This is a genomic window from Streptomyces sp. NPDC005799, assembly GCF_040630525.1.
Lineage (GTDB): Bacteria > Actinomycetota > Actinomycetes > Streptomycetales > Streptomycetaceae > Streptomyces > Streptomyces griseorubiginosus_B.
Genome location: NZ_JBEXXQ010000030.1, coordinates 94411 through 111575 on the forward strand (window position 1 = coordinate 94411; position 17165 = coordinate 111575).

20 protein-coding genes are annotated in these 17165 nt (G+C 72.3%); 13 read left to right on the forward strand and 7 right to left on the reverse strand.

Annotated features, from left to right (window positions below):
• Positions 1-7: 7 nt before the first annotated feature.
• Positions 8-760 carry a nucleopolyhedrovirus P10 family protein gene (locus ABZ453_RS27815; RefSeq protein ID WP_359018838.1) on the reverse strand — a complete coding sequence of 251 codons (753 nt, stop codon included), beginning with the start codon at positions 758-760 and terminating at the stop codon, positions 8-10.
• A gap of 88 nt (positions 761-848) precedes the next feature.
• Between ABZ453_RS27815 and ABZ453_RS27820 the strand changes: the two genes are divergently transcribed.
• Genes ABZ453_RS27820 through amaP form a run of 5 tightly spaced genes read left to right on the forward strand, consistent with a single transcriptional unit; the run spans position 849 to position 3171 of the window.
• Entirely contained in the window at positions 849-1346 is a 498-nt protein-coding gene (locus ABZ453_RS27820; protein ID WP_208779521.1) for an Asp23/Gls24 family envelope stress response protein, read from the forward strand.
• A 37-nt stretch (positions 1347-1383) separates the two neighbouring features.
• Positions 1384-1569: a hypothetical protein gene (locus ABZ453_RS27825; protein WP_133048226.1), complete on the forward strand. Its 186-nt coding sequence runs from the start codon at positions 1384-1386 to the stop codon at positions 1567-1569.
• The gene (locus tag ABZ453_RS27830; protein WP_359018841.1) at positions 1566-1946 is read left to right on the forward strand and encodes a hypothetical protein; all 381 of its coding nucleotides are present in this window, start codon (positions 1566-1568) and stop codon (positions 1944-1946) included. Before ABZ453_RS27825 ends, ABZ453_RS27830 begins: the two co-directional genes overlap by 4 nt.
• Entirely contained in the window at positions 1946-2587 is a 642-nt protein-coding gene (locus ABZ453_RS27835; RefSeq protein WP_359018843.1) for a DUF6286 domain-containing protein, read from the forward strand. The genes ABZ453_RS27830 and ABZ453_RS27835 overlap by 1 nt, the downstream gene beginning before the upstream one ends.
• The gene (gene amaP / locus ABZ453_RS27840; protein ID WP_359018845.1) at positions 2584-3171 is read left to right on the forward strand and encodes an alkaline shock response membrane anchor protein AmaP; all 588 of its coding nucleotides are present in this window, start codon (positions 2584-2586) and stop codon (positions 3169-3171) included. The genes ABZ453_RS27835 and amaP overlap by 4 nt, the downstream gene beginning before the upstream one ends.
• Positions 3172-3184: 13 nt before the next feature.
• On the opposite strand, the gene ABZ453_RS27845 is transcribed toward amaP, so the two are convergent.
• The 5 genes from ABZ453_RS27845 to ABZ453_RS27865 form a co-directional block, all read right to left on the reverse strand.
• Complete coding sequence (locus ABZ453_RS27845) at positions 3185-3940, reverse strand: SDR family oxidoreductase (protein ID WP_359018847.1); 756 nt, start codon at positions 3938-3940, stop codon at positions 3185-3187.
• Between the two features lie 5 nt (positions 3941-3945).
• The gene (locus ABZ453_RS27850) at positions 3946-5733 is read right to left on the reverse strand and encodes a glycoside hydrolase family 15 protein (protein ID WP_359018848.1); all 1788 of its coding nucleotides are present in this window, start codon (positions 5731-5733) and stop codon (positions 3946-3948) included.
• A gap of 71 nt (positions 5734-5804) precedes the next feature.
• Positions 5805-6599, reverse strand: a complete 795-nt coding sequence (locus tag ABZ453_RS27855) for an SURF1 family protein (RefSeq protein ID WP_356761174.1) — start codon at positions 6597-6599, stop codon at positions 5805-5807.
• A 49-nt stretch (positions 6600-6648) separates the two neighbouring features.
• Positions 6649-6882: a hypothetical protein gene (locus ABZ453_RS27860; RefSeq protein ID WP_356761172.1), complete on the reverse strand. Its 234-nt coding sequence runs from the start codon at positions 6880-6882 to the stop codon at positions 6649-6651.
• 80 nt (positions 6883-6962) lie between these two features.
• Positions 6963-7946: a DEDDh family exonuclease gene (locus ABZ453_RS27865; RefSeq protein ID WP_359018851.1), complete on the reverse strand. Its 984-nt coding sequence runs from the start codon at positions 7944-7946 to the stop codon at positions 6963-6965.
• 173 nt (positions 7947-8119) lie between these two features.
• Here ABZ453_RS27865 and ABZ453_RS27870 point away from each other — a divergent pair, with 173 nt between their 5' ends.
• From ABZ453_RS27870 to ABZ453_RS27905, 8 genes are all read left to right on the forward strand, one after another.
• Positions 8120-8926, forward strand: coding sequence for an acetoacetate decarboxylase family protein (locus tag ABZ453_RS27870; RefSeq protein ID WP_359018853.1), 807 nt, complete (start codon positions 8120-8122; stop codon positions 8924-8926).
• 82 nt (positions 8927-9008) lie between these two features.
• Positions 9009-9893, forward strand: coding sequence for an SDR family NAD(P)-dependent oxidoreductase (locus tag ABZ453_RS27875; RefSeq protein ID WP_359018855.1), 885 nt, complete (start codon positions 9009-9011; stop codon positions 9891-9893).
• 10 nt (positions 9894-9903) lie between these two features.
• Positions 9904-11187, forward strand: a complete 1284-nt coding sequence (locus tag ABZ453_RS27880; protein WP_359018857.1) for an amidohydrolase family protein — start codon at positions 9904-9906, stop codon at positions 11185-11187.
• Positions 11184-12410, forward strand: coding sequence for an amidohydrolase family protein (locus ABZ453_RS27885; protein ID WP_359018859.1), 1227 nt, complete (start codon positions 11184-11186; stop codon positions 12408-12410). Before ABZ453_RS27880 ends, ABZ453_RS27885 begins: the two co-directional genes overlap by 4 nt.
• A gap of 78 nt (positions 12411-12488) precedes the next feature.
• Positions 12489-13202 carry a VIT family protein gene (locus ABZ453_RS27890; RefSeq protein WP_359018861.1) on the forward strand — a complete coding sequence of 238 codons (714 nt, stop codon included), beginning with the start codon at positions 12489-12491 and terminating at the stop codon, positions 13200-13202.
• A gap of 116 nt (positions 13203-13318) precedes the next feature.
• Entirely contained in the window at positions 13319-14209 is an 891-nt protein-coding gene (locus ABZ453_RS27895; RefSeq protein WP_359018863.1) for a sterol desaturase family protein, read from the forward strand.
• A 35-nt stretch (positions 14210-14244) separates the two neighbouring features.
• On the forward strand, positions 14245-14916 hold the full coding sequence (locus ABZ453_RS27900) for a lysoplasmalogenase (RefSeq protein WP_359018907.1): 672 nt from the start codon (positions 14245-14247) through the stop codon (positions 14914-14916).
• A 36-nt stretch (positions 14917-14952) separates the two neighbouring features.
• Positions 14953-15999, forward strand: a complete 1047-nt coding sequence (locus ABZ453_RS27905) for a zinc-dependent alcohol dehydrogenase family protein (protein ID WP_359018865.1) — start codon at positions 14953-14955, stop codon at positions 15997-15999.
• Between the two features lie 81 nt (positions 16000-16080).
• Here ABZ453_RS27905 and ABZ453_RS27910 read toward each other — a convergent pair whose 3' ends face one another.
• Entirely contained in the window at positions 16081-17091 is a 1011-nt protein-coding gene (locus ABZ453_RS27910) for a CopD family protein (RefSeq protein WP_359018867.1), read from the reverse strand.
• Between the last annotated feature and the right edge of the window lie 74 nt (positions 17092-17165).

Sequence of the window (17165 nt, forward strand, 5' to 3'; positions counted from 1 at the left end):
GCGACGGTCAGGGCTGGTGATCCACCGCCGTGACCAGCACCGTCACCGTCGGGTGGTCCGGTAGGGCTTCGGACACGGCGGTGCGGACCTCGCGGGCCACGTCCAGGGCCCGGTGGTCCGCGTCTACCGCGAACTCCACGCGCGCGTGGCGGCGGGGAAGTGCGCCCTCCGTCCGGTGGTCCTCCTCCAGGCGCACGGCCCGGCGTCCGAGGGCGCTCGTCAGACGGGTCACGCCCGGGACGGCCAGGGCAGCGGCCACGCGCTTCTCGTCGGGAGTCCCTGGATCGGTCGACGGCTGCGACACGGGCGGGGGAGAGGTGGGGCGTACCTCCATGGGTGCGCCGGTCTCCTCCAACCCCTCCTCCACGTCCAGCAGTTCCGTCACCCGTAGGTCCACCTCCGCCACCGTCAGCCCCAGCAGGTGCGTCGCCGCCGTCGCGAGCGTCGTGCGGAGGAGGGTCGCCGTCGCCGGCAGTGGTTCGGTCGCCGTCGCCGCGAAGTCCGCCGTGATCCGCAGTGGTCCCGGCGGCAGGGCGCTCGGTGGGGGTGGTACGACGGGGTCGTGCGCGTCCTCCGGGTCCGTCAGGGCGATGCGGAGGGCGTCCAGCCGTACCCCGGGCAGGTCGGCGGCCACGTGCCGCAGTACCGCCGCGGCCGCCTCCTCCGCGATCCACGAGCCGTCCCCCGGCTCCCCGAGCGGCAGGAGCCTGCCCACCCCCAGCCGGTGCCGTACCGTCCGAGCCCATCCGTCCGCGGTCATTCCTCCAGCCTGCCGCATCTCCGGCGCGCCCCGCGGCAACCCCACTTACCGTGGTCACAGGACGACGAACCGAAAGGGACGTACGGCGATGACCGATATGACGGAGCAGAACCGGACGAGGACCCCCACGGGTGAGAAGGACCTGCCCGAGACCCCGGGGACACGCAGGGCGCAGGCGACACGGCGCGGCGGAGGAGACCCCGGCACCCGCGGCCGTACGACGATCGCCGACGGGGTCGTGGAGAAGATCGCCGGGCTGGCCGCCCGGGACGTGCTCGGCGTCCACGCCCTCGGCAGTGGACTCAGCCGCACCTTCGGCGCCGTGCGCGACCGCGTGCCCGGCGGCTCGAAGTCGGTGACCCGCGGCGTGAAGGCCGAGGTCGGCGAGGTACAGACGGCGCTCGACCTGGAGATCGTCGTCGACTACGGCGTCTCGATCGCCGACGTGGCTCGCGCCGTCCGCGAGAACGTCATCGCGGCCGTGGAGCGGATGACCGGCCTCGAGGTGGTCGAGGTCAACATCGCGGTGAGCGACGTGAAGCTGCCGGAGGAAGAGGACGAGGAGCCGGAGCCCCGGATCCAGTGACCGACCGGCCTGTGGACGACCGTGAGGGGAGCACACGATGAGCATGGCCGTGGTCGGCATGATCGCCGGGATGGCGCTGGGCTTCGCCGGCTACTTCGGCGGCTTCGGGGCCTTCCTGCTGGTGGCGGCCCTGGGCGCCATCGGCTTCGTCGCGGGCCGGTTCCTGGAGGGGGACCTGGAACTCGGCGACTTCTTCCGCACCCGTGACGACCGCCGGCGGTGACGGGGGTGAGCGACGGCGTCGGTGAACTGGGCAGACCCCCGGCCGCCGTCGCGCCGGGGGAGCGCGGCGCTACGAGGATCGCCGACCGGGTCGTCTCGAAGATCGCCGCCGAGGCGGCCCGCGAGGCGCTCGCCGACCAGTCGGACGAGGCGTCACACCCGTACGCGACGGTCGTCGTCCACCATCGCACCGCCCACATCCGTCTCCATCTCGAACTCGACTATCCCTGTGACATCGGCGCCCGGTGCGCGGATGTGCGTCGACATGTCGCTTCCCGGGTACGCGCTTTGGTGGGCAAGGAGGTGCCGGAGGTCGCCGTCCACGTGGAGCGGCTGCATCTGACCCCGGCGCACGGCGCGGCACAGGGGAGGACGTGATGAGCGAGCCCCAGGGCTCGGAGGGCACCACACAACGACTGCCGGTCATCGAGCGGGCACCGGAGGCACCACCGCCCCCGGCCGTCGGCGACCATGGCCCCGAGGGCCGCTTCTGGTCCGCGCGCCGCGTCCCCGCGGCCGTCGTGGCACTGCTGGTCCTCGCCGTCGCGGGCCTGTTCCTGTACGACGTCGCAGCCGTACGGGCGCACCGGCCTGCTATGGCCTGGCGCCGGGAACTGGCTCACCAGCTCGCGCACCGCCCCCTCGACGACACCGGGGTGCTCGTCGGCGCCGGGGTCGCCGCCGCTCTCGGTGTCTGGCTGATCGTGCTGGCGGCCACGCCCGGACTGCGCGGCGTCCTGCCGATGCGGCGCGTCCATCCCGACGTCCACGCCGGACTGCACCGGCAGGCCGCGGCCCTGGTGCTGCGCGACCGTGCCATGGAGATCGCCGGCGTCCAGTCGGCGCGGGTCAGGGTGGGCCGCTCGCGCGCCGACGTCCTCGCCGTCTCGCACTTCCGCGAACTGGACGAGGTACAGGAGGACTTGGAAGTCGCGCTGGGTGCCGCGATCAACGGCATGGGGCTCTCGCGTCCGCCCGCGCTGCATGTCCATGTACGCCGCCTCGGGCGGAAGGGGTGAGGGCGGTGCTGAGGATCGTCAACCGTGTACTGATCGGCGTCGTGGGCCTCGCGCTGTTGGCCCTGGGCGGCTCCGTCCTGGCCGTCGGGCTGGGCGCGAACCCGCCGTCCTGGTGGATCCACGACGGCCGCCACGACGTCCTGCTGAGCGACGCCGAGCGCACCCGCTGGGAGGGCCACGGCTGGTGGTGGCCGACGGTGCTCGGCGCCCTCGCCGTTCTCGTCCTGCTCGCCGTGTGGTGGCTGGCCGCGGTGCTGCGCCGACGCAGGCTGGGGGAGGTCCTGGTGGACACCGGCGACAGCGAGGGGGCGCTGCTGCGGGGCCGCGCCCTGGAGGGCGTCCTGGCGAACGAGGCCGCGGAGCCGGACGGCGTCGCCCACGCCCACGCCCAGCTCACCGGCCGCCGCACGGCCCCGCAGGCCCGCGTCCAGCTCCTCCTGGAGCCGCACGTGGACCCCTCGTGGGCCTTGCACCACCTGACGACCCGGGCCCTGACCCACGCCCGGGACTCGGCGGCCCTGGCCGCCCTCCCGGCGGAGGTCCGGCTGAAGGCCGTCAAACACCGTGCGGAAAGGGTCAGTTGAGTGGCGCAGGCCCTCAGAAGCCGCGCCGCATTCCGCCGTCCACGGGAAGCATGACGCCCGTCAGATAGGAGGCGGCGGGCGACAGCAGGAACGCCGCCGCCCGTCCGAACTCCTCCGGCGTGCCGTAACGCCTGAGCGGGATACGGGACTCGTGCGCGGCCCGCGTGGCCTCCGGGTCCGCGGACATCCCGTCCAGCTCGCGCACCCGGTCCGTGTCGATGCGGGAGGGGAGCAGGCCCACGACCCGGATGCCCCGCGGCCCGAGCTCGTCCGCCAGGGACTTGGCGAAACCGGCGAGACCGGGCCGCAGCCCGTTGGAGATCGTCAGCCCCGGAATCGGCTCGTGCACCGATGCCGACAGCACGAACCCGATGACACCCCCGGCCTCCAGCTCCCCGGCCGCCGCCCGGGCCAGCCGCACCGCCCCGAGGAAGACCGACTCGAACGCCGACCGCCACTGCTCGTCGGTGTTGTCGGCGACGAAACCCGGAGCGGGCCCGCCCACGCTCACCAGTACACCGTCGAAGCGCCCGAACCGCTCCCGCGCCACCGCGATCAGCCGCGCCGCCGCCTCCGGATCGGCGTTGTCGACGGCCACCCCCACGGCGTCGGGCCCCAGTTCGGCCGCCGCGTCGGCGGCCCGCTTCTCGTCCCTGCCGGTCAGCACCACCTTCGCCCCGTCGGCGACAAGCTCCCGCGCCGCCGCGTTGCCGAGGCCCCGCGTGGCTCCCGTGACGACGTACACCCGGTCCTTCAGTCCAAGATCCATGGCCCCTATCCTGCCTCGCCCGTGCCGAACAGGGCGAGGGCGGTGTTCACCAGACCGACGTGACTGAAGGCCTGCGGGAAGTTGCCGAGCTGACGGCGGGCCACGGGGTCGTACTCCTCGGACAGCAGCCCCACGTCGTTGCAGAGCCCCACCAGCCGTTCGAACAGCTCGCGTGCCTCCTCGGTGCGGCCCGTCATCTGCAGCGCGTCCGCCAGCCAGAACGAGCAGACCAGGAACGCACCCTCATCCCCGGGCAGCCCGTCGACCGTCGTCTCGTCCAGGCTGTAGCGGCGCAGGAAGCCGCGGTGCGTCAGGTCCTCGCGGATCGCGTCGATCGTGCCGCGCACCCGCGGGTCATCCGGCGGCAGAAAGCCCACGCGCGGGATGAGCAGCAGCGCCGCGTCGAGTTCGCGCGAGCCGTAGGACTGCGTGAAGGTGTTCCGCTCGCTGTCGAAGCCCTTCGCGCAGACCTCCCGGTGCACCGCTTCGCGCAGCGCGCGCCAGCCGTCGAGGTCGCCGTCCAGCTCGGGGTTCTCCTCCAGGGTGCGCACGGCCCGGTCGGCGGCCACCCACACCATGACCTTCGAGTGCACGAAGTGCCGCCGGCCGCCGCGCACCTCCCACAGCCCCTCGTCCGGCTGCCGCCACTCGTCGCGCAGCCAGTCCATCAGCGCCACCTGGATCGCCCACATGTGCGGCCTGGTCGACAGCCCCGAGCTCCGGGCCAGGTACAGCGAGTCCATGACCTCGCCGTACACGTCCAGCTGCAGTTGGGTGTAGGCGTCGTTGCCGATCCGTACGGGCGTGGAACCGGCGAAGCCGGACAGCCACGGCAGCTCGACCTCGGGCAGCCGCCGCTCGCCCGCGAGGCCGTACATGATCTGCAGGTCGGCCGGATCGCCCGCGACCGCGCGCAGCAGCCAGTCGCGCCAGGCCTCGGCCTCCTCGCGGTAGCCCGCGGACAGCCCCACGTTCAGGGTGAGGGTCGAGTCGCGCAGCCAGCAGTAGCGGTAGTCCCAGTTGCGGACGCCACCCATCTCCTCCGGGAGCGAGGTGGTGGCGGCGGCCACGATGCCGCCGGTGGGACGGTAGGTGAGGGCCTTGAGGGTGATCAGGGAGCGGACGACGGTGTCGCGGTGCGGGCCGTCGTAACGGCAGCGCCCCGCCCACTCCCGCCAGTCGCGCACGCTGGTGCGCAGGGCCTTGTGCGGGTTGATGCGCGGCGGGGGCGACTCGTACGAGGGGTGCCAGCCGAGTACGAACGCGACCTGCTCGCCCTCCTCGACGGTGAACTCGGCGTGGGTGCCGAAGTCCTCGCCCCAGGTGTGCACGTCCGGTTCGCTGCGCAGCCACACCGCGTCCGGGCCGGCGACGGCCACCCGCTCCTCGCCGGACCGGTGCACCCAGGGCACGATCGAGCCGTAGTCGAAGCGCAGGCGCAGGATGCTGCGGACGGTCACCCGGCCGCCGAGGCCCTCCACGATGCGGACGAGGTGGGGGGTGCGGTCCCGCTCGGGCATGAAGTCGGTGACGCGTACCGCGCCCTCGCCGGTCTCCCACTCCGTGTCCAGGACGAGGGTGTCGTGCCGGTAGGCGCGCCGGGTGCAGGGGCCCTCGGCGTCCTTGGGGGCGATGCGCCAGTGACCGTTGTCCTCGTCGTCGAGCAGCCTGGCGAAGCAGGCCGCGGAGTCGAAGCGGGGCAGGCACAGCCAGTCGACGGAGCCGTCGAGGCCGACCAGCGCGGCCGTCTGTTCGTCGCCGATCAGGGCGTAGTCCTCGATACGCGGGTGCACGCTGTGCGGGTTCCCGGCGGGGTCGGCCGACAATCAGGGGCTGACCCGGGCGGGTGAGCGGGGCCGGAGCCTCACACGGACGCCGGCTCGGCCTCCGTCTCGGACTCCTTCGCCGCCGCCTCGGCCCGGTCCCGGCGCTCACGCTTGACCAGTACCCACCAGCCGTAGGGGACACCGGCCGCGAACAGCCACCACTGGATCATGTACGCGTAATTCAGCGGGGCGTCTTCCTTGCCCGGGTCGGAGATCTGCTCCGGGGTGTCGCCCTTCGGATCGGGCGCCGTCTGCTGGATGTAGCCGCCGAGCACCTCGGCGCCGAGACGGCGGGCCTGCTCCTCGCTGTTGATCAGCATGATCTGCCGGGGCGGCAGCCCCTTGAGGTCCTTGATGCCGCTGGCCGCGGTCGTCTCGTCGGGCATCAGACGCCCGGAGATCGTCACCGTGCCGGCGGGCGGCGCGGGCACCTTGGGAAACGTGGTCTGGCTCGGCCCGTCGGAGGGGATCCAGCCCCGGTTGACCAGCAGCACCTTGCCGTCGGCGAGCACGAAGGGGGTCAGGACGTGGTAGCCGACCTCGTCGTCGGAGTTGGTGCGGCGGCGGACGACGACCTCGTCCTTGGTGTCGAAGTGACCTTTGGCCGTGACCGTGCGGTAGCGGTCGTGGCGGGTCACGGTGTGTCCCGGCGAGGTCAGCTCCTCGGCGGGCACCGGCCTCGCGTGCAGCGCGTCGGAGACCAGCTGGTTGCGGGCGCTGCGCTCCTCGTAGCGGTGCATCTGCCAGATGCCCAGCCTGATCATCGTGGGGATGAGCAGCAGGGCGACCAGCGTGAGGATCACCCACTGCCGGGTCAACAGGAAGCGGTACACCCCACGACCGTACAACTCGGTCGTGGGGCGCACGCACGCGGGTGGCGGGTCACACCTTGTCGACGATCCCCGTCTTCCCGGCCTCGCGGGCGCAGTGGGCACCGCAGTACCACTGGTTCCCGACCTCGACGCCCTGCCCGATGATCTGCACCCGGCAGTGCTCGCAGACGGGGGCCATGCGGTGGATCGCACAGGAGAAGCAATCGAACACATGGACAGCGCCCTGTGCGTGCACCTCGAAGGTCATTCCGTAGTCATTGCCGCAAACTTCGCATTTCGCCATGCGCCACAGGGTGAGCCGCCACCGCCGTGGGGGCGAGTCGGCGGTGGGCGAGTCGCCGCGCAATCACCCGTCCGTACGGGTCACTCGTCGGCCGGCGCCACATCGCGCAGCAGCTGCCCGAAGGCCGCCTCGTCCACCACCGGGGTGCCGTACTGCCGTGCCTTGACCACCTTCGAGGTGCCCGAGTCCGGGTCGTTCGTGACGAGCAGACTGGTCAGCCGGGAGATGCTGGTGGCGACGTGCAGCCCGGCCTCGACCGCGCGGTCCTCCAGGAGGTCCCGCTCGACGGAGGTGTCCCCGGAGAACGCCACCCGCATGCCCTGTTTGAGTGGTGTGCCGTCCTCGTAGCGACCCGGGTTGGGGTAGGGGCAGGCGGGCCGTTTGCGCGAGGGGCGCCAACTCGTCGGCCGGTAACCGCCGTAGCCGCCCGGCTGGCGCGGCACCGGACTGTCGCTCCACTCCGTCAGCGGGCGGCACTCCAGCAACGGCAGCCGTACGCCGTCCGCCGCCGCTGCCGCCAGGCTCGGCCGGAACACCTCCGCCAGCACCCGCGCGTCGTCCAGCGCGTGGTGCGCCCGGCGCTGCACCACGCCGAAATGGGCGGCCAGCGTCTCCAGCTTGTGGTTGGGCAGCGGCAGGCCCAGCTCCTTGGACAGGGCGATGGTGCACAGCCGCTGACGAACCGGCGCCTCACGCCGCGCGCGGGCGTACTCCCGCGCGATCATCTGCCAGTCGAAGACCGCGTTGTGCGCGACGAGCACCCGGCCCTCCAGCCGGTCCGCGAACTCCCCGGCGATGTCCGTGAACAGGGGAGCCCCTTCGAGCGTCTCGCTCGTCAGACCGTGGATCCACACCGGGCCCGGGTCCCGCTCCGGGTTGACCGTCGTGTACCAGTGGTCCTCGACCTCGCCGCGCGCGTCCAGCCGGTAGACGGCCGCGGAGATGATCCGGTCGTCCCGGGCCAGGCCGGTGGTCTCCACGTCAACGACCGCGTATCCCTGCGGATACGCGGCCGGCCACGCCGTGGGGGAGGACGCTGCGGTCGTCGTACGGTCTTCGAGCATGGTCACTGAGGATACGGGCCGCCACTGACACTCCCCTCCGTCAGGTGCCCTGCCCCACAAGCCCGTTCGAATGTCCGAAATGCCGCGCGCGCGGCTATGGACCTTTTCACCGCCCGGTGCAAGCGTGCCTCCCGCCCGACGTGTGACCCCTCGACGGAAGGGCGGTACGGCCTATGGCACGCGTACGGTACGGCGCACGGACCGAGGCGGAGATCGCCGCGGCGCGGACGGCGAGCACGAGACTTCCCGACATCTGGTCCACCGGTGTGGTGGCCCTGTGGGAGACCGACCCCGACGCCCTGGCCGCGGTGCTGCCACCGCCGCTGAAACCCACCGGCCGGCCACTGGTCCGGGTGAACATCAGCAAGGTCGATCTGCCCGGATACCCGCTCGGCGCGGGCTCGTTCGCGGTCGCCGCGAGCCACGGCGGCGTCGACGGCTGGTACCCGCTGGTGATGCCGATGACCCATGAGCGGGCCCTGACCGGCGGCCGTGAGGTCTTCGGGGAGCCGAAGAAACTGGGCGAGGTGAGGGTCGAGCGGGACGGGTCCGCGGTACGGGCGTGGATGGCCCGGCACGACATCGCCTTCGTGGAGGTGCGCGGCCGGGCCGGCGAGGCGCTGCCCCTGCCGGAGCCGAGCCGCAAGACCGACTTCTACTTCAAGTTCCTTCCCGCGGTGGACGGTTCGGGGTTCGACGCCGACCCGGTGCTCGTGCACTGCGTACGCCACGAGAAGGTGCGTCGGCTGGAACGCGTCACCGGGGACGTCGTCCTGCGCGATTCGATGTACGACCCGGTGGCCGACCTCCCGGTCCGCAGGCTCCTCGACATCACCATCGGCGAGAAGACCAGCGACCAGCGCGGCAAGGTCGTCGAACGGGTCGGCGGCGAGGCGCTGCTGCCGTACGTCCACCAGCGCTACGACGATCCGCGCCAGGTCCACGACGCGCCGCCGGAAAACTCGGAAGGGGCCGCCTGATGCTGTGTCCGCCCGGGGGACAGCCCCCGGACCCCCGGCAGGAGACCAGGTCGGCCCGAGCGATCCGGAGAGGTGGGGTGCCGTGGAACTGAAGGCAGGCCAGGTCGCCGTCGTCACCGGCGCGGCCGGCGGGATCGGGCTCGCGATGGCCCGGCGGTTCGCGGCGGAGGGGCTCAAGGTGGTCCTCGCGGACGTCGAGGAGGGCGCGCTGGAGAAGGCCGCCGCGGATCTGCGGGCCGCCGGCGCGGAGGTGCACGCGCGCGTGGTGGACGTCGGCGATCGCCAACAGGTGCTCGACCTCGCCGAGTCGGCGTACGACACGTACGGCGCGGTCCATCTGCTGTGCAACAACGCCGGGGTCGGCTCGGGCGCCGAGGGCCGGATGTGGGAGCACGAGCCGAACGACTGGAAGTGGGCGTTCTCCGTCAACGTGTGGGGCGTCTTCCACGGAATCCAGGCGTTCGTTCCACGGATGATCGACTCCGGTCAACCCGGTCATGTCGTCAACACCTCCTCCGGTGACGGCGGTATCGCCCCTCTGCCCACCGCCTCGGTGTACGCCGTCACCAAGGCGGCCGTCGTCACCATGACCGAGTCCCTGTACGCCCACCTGAGGGCGGAGCACGCGCGCGTGGGCGCCTCGGTGCTCTTCCCCGGCCCGCACATGCTGCGCACCGGCCTGTGGGAGTCGCACCGCAACCGTCCCGAGCGATACGCGAAGGAGCGGCCGCGGAAAACCCCGTACCGCAGCCTTGACCAGTGGGAGACCGCGATGCGGGCGGCGGGCAAGGAGGTCCGCTTCACGCCCGTGGAGGAGGTCGCGGAGTTCGTCGTCGAGGGCGTCCGTGCCGACCGCTTCTGGCTGCTGCCGCCCAGCGAGCACAGCGACGCCCAGATCCGTGCGCGGGCCGGGTCGATGCTGGACCGCACGAACCCGTCGTACCTGGAGAGCTTCATCCTGGACTGAGGAGGCCGATGTGACCGACCAGGAGCCGTATCTGATCATCTCCTCCGACTGCCATGCCGGGCTGCCCACCGAGGAGTACCGGCCCTATCTGGACAGCCGGTTCCACCGGGACTTCGACGAGTTCCTCGCCGGGCGCGAACGCCGTCGCGAGGAGATGACCCGGCTCGGCATCCGCAACGACGCGTTCGCGGCCAAGTGGTTCCAGGACAACGAGGAGGGCCTGCGCGGGGGCCGGGACACCGCCCAGCGGCTCAAGGAGCTCGACGGCGACGGGGTGGCCGCGGAGGTGGTCTTCCCCGACGCGGACGCCGTCGACAGCCAGACCGCCGCACCCTTCGGAGTGGGCCTCGGCCTGTCCGGCGACCACGACCCGGAGCTCGGCATGGCGGGCGCGCGGGCGCACAACCGCTGGCTCGCGGACTTCGTGTCGGAGAACCCCGAACGGCACTGCGGAGTCGCCCTGTTGCCCGTCACGGCCGAGGTGACGACGGTGGTCGCCGAGATCCACCGGGCCAGGGAGTCGGGGCTCGGCGCGCTGATGATCCCCGCGCTGTGGGGCGACAAGGAGCCCTACCACGACCGACGTTACGACCCGGTGTGGGCGGCCGCGGCCGAGTGCGGCATGCCGGTGCTGACCCACTCCGGATCGGCACCGCGTCACGAGTACGGCGACCACCTCGGCATCTTCGTCAGCGAGGTGACCTGGTGGCCGGCCCGCCCCCTGTGGTTCCTGCTCTGGTCCGGGGTCTTCGAACGCCATCCCGGCCTCAGGTTCGGGGTCGCGGAGTCGGGCTGCTGGTGGCTGCCGAACCTGCTGTGGTTCATGGACCGCCTCTACCTGGGCGCGCACGGCGGGAAGAAGCTCTCCCCCTTCGAGGAGCTGAAGCGGCCGCCGAGCGAGTACCTCGACCGCCAGGTCTTCATCTGCGCGACCAACACCAAGCGCCGCGAACTCGCCCAGCGCTACGAGATCGGCGTCGACAACATCCTCTGGGGCAGCGACTTCCCGCACCCCGAGGGCACCTGGCCCGACACGCGCGCGTGGCTGCGCCGGACCTTCCACGACATCCCGGTCGCCGAGACGCGCCGCATGCTCGGCCTCGCGGCCGCCGAGGTCTTCGGCTTCGACGTGGCGAGGCTGACCCCGCTGGCCCGGCGCATCGGCCCCACCCCGGGCGACCTCGGCCAGCCGGACGACCAGGAGGCCGTGGAGGCGTCCTGGGCGCGCTCGCGCGCGGTGGGCCGGCACTGGCTGACCGACCATGACTTCCCGACCCTGGGGGTGACGCGGTGAACGACCGGTACACGGTCATCTCGGCCGACTGCCACGCGGGAGCCGACCTCCTCGACTACAAGCCCTACCTGGAGAAGCGCTACCACGACGAGTTCGACGTGTGGGCGGCGACCTACGTCAACCCCTACGAGGACCTGCTCGCCGACGCGGCGGACCAGAACTGGAACTCCGAGCGGCGGCTGGCGGAGCTGGAGCAGGACGGCATCGTCGCCGAGGTGATCTTCCCCAACACCATCCCGCCGTTCTTCCCGTCCGGTTCCCTGATGGCGCCCGCCCCGACCGCCGAGGAGTTCGAGCGGCGCTGGGCCGGACTGCGCGCCCACAACCGCTGGCTCGCGGACTTCTGCGCGGCGGCGCCGGGCCGGCGCGCGGGCGTCTTCCAGATCCTCCTGGGCGACGTCGAGGCGGCCGTCAAGGAGATCAGGCGGGCCGCCGAGGCGGGCCTCAAGGGCGGCCTGATGCTCCCTGGCACCCCGCCGGGCTCCGGGCTGCCGGAACTCTACTCGCAGGCGTACGACCCCATCTGGGCCGTCTGCGAGGAGCTGGGCGTGCCCGTCAACCACCACGCGGGCTCGGCGTCCCCGCCGCTCGGCGACGAACCGGCCGCCCGCGCGGTCTTCATGGTCGAGACGACCTGGTTCTCCCACCGCGCCCTGTGGCACCTGGTCTTCGGCGGCGCCTTCCGTCGCCATCCGGACCTGAGACTCGTCCTCACCGAGCAGGGCTCGGGCTGGATCCCGGGCGTGCTCGACATGCTGGACTACTACCACGGCCGTCTGATCGCCGCCGCGACCAAGGCGTCCACGGCGGAGTCCAAGTTCGGCGCCGGCCTCGCCGCCCGCATGGGCAAACCGCCCTCCGAGGTCTGGCACGACAACTGCTACGTCGGTGCCAGCTTCATGCGGCCCCACGAGGTGCCGCTGCGGGACCGCATCGGCGTCGACAAGATCATGTGGGGCAGCGACTACCCGCACGACGAGGGCACCTACCCGTACACGCGCGAGGGCCTGCGCTTCGCCTTCCCGGGCGTCCCCCGGGAGGACCTGACCGCGATGCTGGGCGGCAACGCGGCCCGCGTCTACGGCTTCGACCTGGACCTGCTGGACCCCATCGCGGCGAAGGTGGGCCCGACGGTGGAGGAGATCGCTGAGCCCCTGCCGGAACCTCCGGAGGACGCGACCAGCCCGCTGTTCGCGAAGGGGGCTTCGGTACGGGTGTGGTGAGGGGCGGTGCGCGGGATGGGCGCAGGTCCGTGAGCGTCGGTCCGCGTGGGGGTGTCGGCAGGGTGGCATCCTCCCGGTGTGAGCGAAGTGACGCACGGCGGTGAGGCCCATGGGAGCGCACTGGGGCAGCGGCTGAACTGGCTGCGGGCGGCGGTGCTCGGCGCCAACGACGGCATCGTCTCCACCGCCGGACTGGTCGTCGGTGTGGCCGGCGCGACCGACAACCGTTCCGCGCTCCTCACCGCCGGGCTCGCGGGGCTGCTCGCCGGGTCGATGTCGATGGCCGCGGGCGAGTACGTCTCCGTGTCCACCCAGCGCGACTCCGAGATGGCCGCCCTGGCGATGGAGAAGCGGGAGCTGCGGGAGCAGCCCGAGGCCGAGCTGGAGGAACTGACGCAGCTGCTCGAGGAGCGCGGCCTGTCCCGCGAGGTCGCCCGGGAGGCCGCAGAGCAGCTGACGGAACGGGACGCGCTCAGGGCGCACGCGCGTGTGGAGCTCGGCATCGACCCCGACGAGCTGACGAACCCCTGGCACGCGGCGTGGGCGAGCTTCTTCGCGTTCACCGTGGGCGCGTTGCTGCCCCTGCTCGCGATCGTGCTGCCGCCCGCGGGCTGGCGGGTGTGGATCACCGTGGTCTCGGTCCTGGCCGCCCTCGTCCTCACCGGCTGGAGCAGCGCCCGCCTGGGCGCCGCGGAACCGGGCCGCGCCGTCCTGCGGAACGTGGTGGGCGGCGCGCTGGCGATGGGCGTCACATACGCGGCGGGGGCACTGCTCGGCGCCGCCGGGGTCTAGGGCGCCGCATCGCACACCCATTGGCGGAGATCGCCAAGAAGCAAGCGCGTACCCCGGGAAATACTTGTGGGTAACAACGTCTAGCCGCGGCCGACCAGCGGTTCTACGGTGCCCCCATGCCGAACCTGCCCGATGTCGTGCTGTGGTCGATACCCGCCTTCGTGCTGCTCACCGTGTTCGAGATGATCAGCGTGCGCATCCATCCCGACGAGGAGGCGGCCGGATACGAGACCAAGGACGCCGCGACCAGCGTCGGCATGGGACTCGGCAGCCTCGTCTTCGACTTCTTCTGGAAGATCCCGATCGTCGCGATCTACTCGGCGGTCTACGAACTCACGCCCCTGCGCGTGCCCGTGCTGTGGTGGACCGTTCCCCTGATGCTCCTCGCGCAGGACTTCTTCTACTACTGGTCCCACCGCGGCCACCACGTCATCCGCATCCTGTGGGCCTGCCACGTCGTCCACCACTCCAGCCGGAAGTTCAACCTCACCACCGCGCTGCGCCAGCCCTGGACGACATGGACGGTCTGGCCGTTCTACGTCCCCCTGATCGCCGTCGGAGTGCATCCGGCCGCCGTCGCCTTCTGCTCCTCGGCCAACCTCGTCTACCAGTTCTGGATCCACACCGAACGCATCGACAGGATGCCCCGCTGGTTCGAGTTCGTCTTCAACACCCCGTCCCACCACCGCGTCCACCACGCCTCCCAGGGCGGCTATCTGGACCGCAACTTCGGCGGCATCCTCATCGTCTGGGACCGGCTCTTCGGCTCCTTCGTGCCCGAGACCGAACGCCCCGTCTACGGGTTGACCAAGAACATCAACACGTTCAACCCGATCAAGGTCGCCACCCATGAGTACGTCGCGATCCTCAAGGACGTCCGGGCGGCGAGGAGTTGGGGCGAGCGGGCCGGGCGGGTCTTCCGCGGCCCGGGCTGGGCGCCGGCGCCCCCGGTGGAGGCCGCCCCGGTCGCCGAGCCGGCCTCGGCCGAGGGGACCGCGGCCGCGTGACGCCGGGCCCCGAGGGCGGGCCACGCACCCGTGCCCTGGCGCCTGTCCTCCTCGGCGCCTTCGTCACCGCCACCGTCGTCGATCTCGCCTCCCTGGCCGCCGGTTTCCACCCCGGCCATGTCGTCGCCAAGCCCCTGCTGATGCCGCTTCTCGCCGCCCAGGCGGGCGTGCGCGGCGCGCCCCGGCTGCTGATCGCCGCGCTCCTGTGCGGCTGGGGCGGTGACGTCCTGCTGCTGTCCGACGCGGACTGGGCGTTCCTCGCGGGGATGGCGTCCTTCGCGGCGGGGCACGTCTGCTACCTCGTCCTCTTCCGCCGACGGCGACCGCCGCACGGCACGTCCCGCGCGCGTGGCCGTCTGCTCGCACCCGTCTACGCCGCCGCCCTGGTCACCACGGTCGCCCTGATGTGGCCGGACCTGCCCGAGGGCCTGCGCGTCCCCGTCGCCGGTTACAGCACCCTGCTCACGGCCATGGCGTACACCGCCGCCGCCCGGCTCGGCCCGGTCGCCGGGCTCGGCGGTGCGCTGTTCATGCTGTCCGACACCCTCATCGCGACCGGCGTCGCCGACTGGCCGCAGCCGCCGAGACCCGACCTGTGGATCATGCTGACGTATGCGGCCGCTCAGTTCCTGCTGGTCCGAGGCGCCCTCGAAGAGCGGCCCGCGCTCGCGACGGCGTACCGTGAAGTGCGCTCGACCACCCCCTGAGCGCGCCCACGACACCGCACGAGAGGGACCCTCGCCATGCGCGCCACCACCATCCACGCCCCCTATGACATGCGCGTGGAGGACGTGCCCGAGCCCGTGGTGCAGCTGCCCACCGACGCGGTGGTACGGGTGCTGCGGGCCTGCATCTGCGGCAGCGACCTGTGGGCCTACCGCGGCGAGGCGGCCCGTCGGCCGGGCCAGCGCATCGGGCACGAGTTCCTCGGGTTCGTCGAGGAGACCGGCAGCGAGGTCACGGGCGTGCGGCGAGGTGACCTGGTCGTGGCTCCCTTCATGTGGTCCGACGGCGTCTGCGACTACTGCCGTGAGGGCCTGACCACCTCCTGCGAGCACGGCGGCTTCTGGGGTTCCGTCGGATACGACGGCGGCCAGGGAGAGGCCGTGCGCGTGCCGTTCGCCGACGGCACGCTCGTGCCGCTGCCGAGGGAAGCCGCGTCCGACGAGCACCTGCTGTCCGCGCTGCTGACCCTCTCCGACGTCCTGGGCACCGGCCACCACGCGGCCCTCGGCGCGGGCACCCGCCCGGGCGCCACGGTCGCCGTCGTCGGCGACGGCGCGGTCGGTCTGTGCGCGGTGCTGGCCGCCAAACGGCTCGGCGCGGAGCGGATCATCGCGCTCGGCCGCCACCAGGTCCGCACGGACATCGCCCGCCGTTTCGGCGCCACCGACGTCGTCGCCGAGCGGGGGGACGCGGCCGTCGAGGCGGTGCGTGAACTCACCCGTGGCCAGGGCGCGCACGCCGTGGTGGAGGCAGTGGGCACCGAGCAGTCGATGCGTACGGCGATCGAGATCACGCGCGACGGCGGCGCGATCGGATTCGTCGGTGTCCCGCACGGCAGCGGCACCGGCGTCGACCTGGGCGTCATGTTCGACCGGAACATCGCGCTGCGCGGCGGCGTCGCTCCCGTCCGCACCTACATCCCGGACCTGCTGCCCGACGTCCTGGACGGCACGATCGACCCGTCGCCGGTCTTCGACATGACCGTCGGCATCGAGGGCGTCCCGGACGGCTACAAGGCGATGGACGAGCGCACGGCGCTCAAGGTCCTGGTCACCAACGATTGATCAACTGATCTGGTTGATCAACGGATCAACACATGCCGGGACAGTCGTCAACGTGTCAAGATCGCGCCCGGTCAGTCAAGGTCAGGACCAGCGGATCGGCAGCGGCAGCGCCGTCAGCAGCGCCGAGACCACGACCACGAAACCCAGGGCGACGACCTCCGCGCGCGCGGGGGAGCAGGCCGAGAGCGGGTCGGTGGCGCGGCGCAGCCGGATCCGCGCGCACAGGGCCAGCAGGGCGACGGCGGCCACCAGGAGCACCTTGGCCAGCAGGGTGCGCCCGTAGGCCGTCGTCGTCAGCTGGTCCAGGATCGAGTGCGGGGGCATGCGGCGCAGCGAACTCCAGACGCCGCTCGCGGTGATGGCGGCGAGCAGGACGGCCGCCACGCGCGCGTAGAGACCGAGCAGCGCCGGGCTCGCCTCGACGGGACCCCACAGCCGCAGGGTGCGCAGGGCGTGCAGCAGACCGCCCACCCACAGGGCCGCGCAGGTCAGATGAACCAGCGTCAGCCCTGAGCCGAGGAGCGGGGTGTGCTCGGTGCCGGGATGCGCCCGCAGGGCCTCGGCCAGGATCACCGCGGCCACCGGCCAGAGTTGGGTGGCGGGGCGGCGCGAGCGGGCGCACAGCGCGGCCACGAGGAAGGCGTTGACCTCGAGCAGCGCGAGCCGGCCGTCGCGCGTGGCGTACAGACCGCCGACGTCGATCTGGGCGAGGCCGCGCGGCACCAGATTGCCCGTCGAGACGATCGAGGCCAGCCCCAGGGCCGCGACGAAACCGGCGAGGGCCGCCCAGAGGCTCCAGCTGCGGGGCGCGTCGAACGGGGCGCCGGGCAGCGAGCGGGCCAGACGGTTGATGAACCACTCGCCCACCGGCACGCACAGCGCGGCGAACAGGACCGACCGCAGCAGCGCGACACCGGCGACGGCGGGGGCGGCGGCCTCGCCGGTGCCGTGCAGCGCGGCGGTCGGACCGAGCAGGGGTATCAGGGCCGCGAGGCCCACCAGGACGAGGACGGCGGTGGCCCGGCCGGCGCCGGGGCGCCGTATGGGTCCGCCGGCGTCGGCCGCCTCAGGCGTGGGTCTGGTCAAAGTCACCCGAAGATCTTCACCAGGTGCCGCAGAACCGGGCAAGTCGAGGAAAACAACCGGGGGTACGGCATTCCGCACAT

What these genes read in the sequence shown, in the direction of transcription:
- ABZ453_RS27825 (WP_133048226.1), top strand. Translation starts at nt 1,384, where the DNA reads ATGAGCATGGCCGTGGTCGGCATGATCGCCGGGATGGCGCTGGGCTTC.
- ABZ453_RS27905 (WP_359018865.1), top strand. Translation starts at nt 14,953, where the DNA reads ATGCGCGCCACCACCATCCACGCCCCCTATGACATGCGCGTGGAGGAC.
- ABZ453_RS27860 (WP_356761172.1), bottom strand. Translation starts at nt 6,882, where the DNA reads ATGGCGAAATGCGAAGTTTGCGGCAATGACTACGGAATGACCTTCGAG.
- ABZ453_RS27835 (WP_359018843.1), top strand. Translation starts at nt 1,946, where the DNA reads ATGAGCGAGCCCCAGGGCTCGGAGGGCACCACACAACGACTGCCGGTC.
- ABZ453_RS27820 (WP_208779521.1), top strand. Translation starts at nt 849, where the DNA reads ATGACCGATATGACGGAGCAGAACCGGACGAGGACCCCCACGGGTGAG.
- ABZ453_RS27895 (WP_359018863.1), top strand. Translation starts at nt 13,319, where the DNA reads ATGCCGAACCTGCCCGATGTCGTGCTGTGGTCGATACCCGCCTTCGTG.
- ABZ453_RS27815 (WP_359018838.1), bottom strand. Translation starts at nt 760, where the DNA reads ATGACCGCGGACGGATGGGCTCGGACGGTACGGCACCGGCTGGGGGTG.
- ABZ453_RS27845 (WP_359018847.1), bottom strand. Translation starts at nt 3,940, where the DNA reads ATGGATCTTGGACTGAAGGACCGGGTGTACGTCGTCACGGGAGCCACG.
- ABZ453_RS27870 (WP_359018853.1), top strand. Translation starts at nt 8,120, where the DNA reads ATGGCACGCGTACGGTACGGCGCACGGACCGAGGCGGAGATCGCCGCG.
- ABZ453_RS27865 (WP_359018851.1), bottom strand. Translation starts at nt 7,946, where the DNA reads ATGCTCGAAGACCGTACGACGACCGCAGCGTCCTCCCCCACGGCGTGG.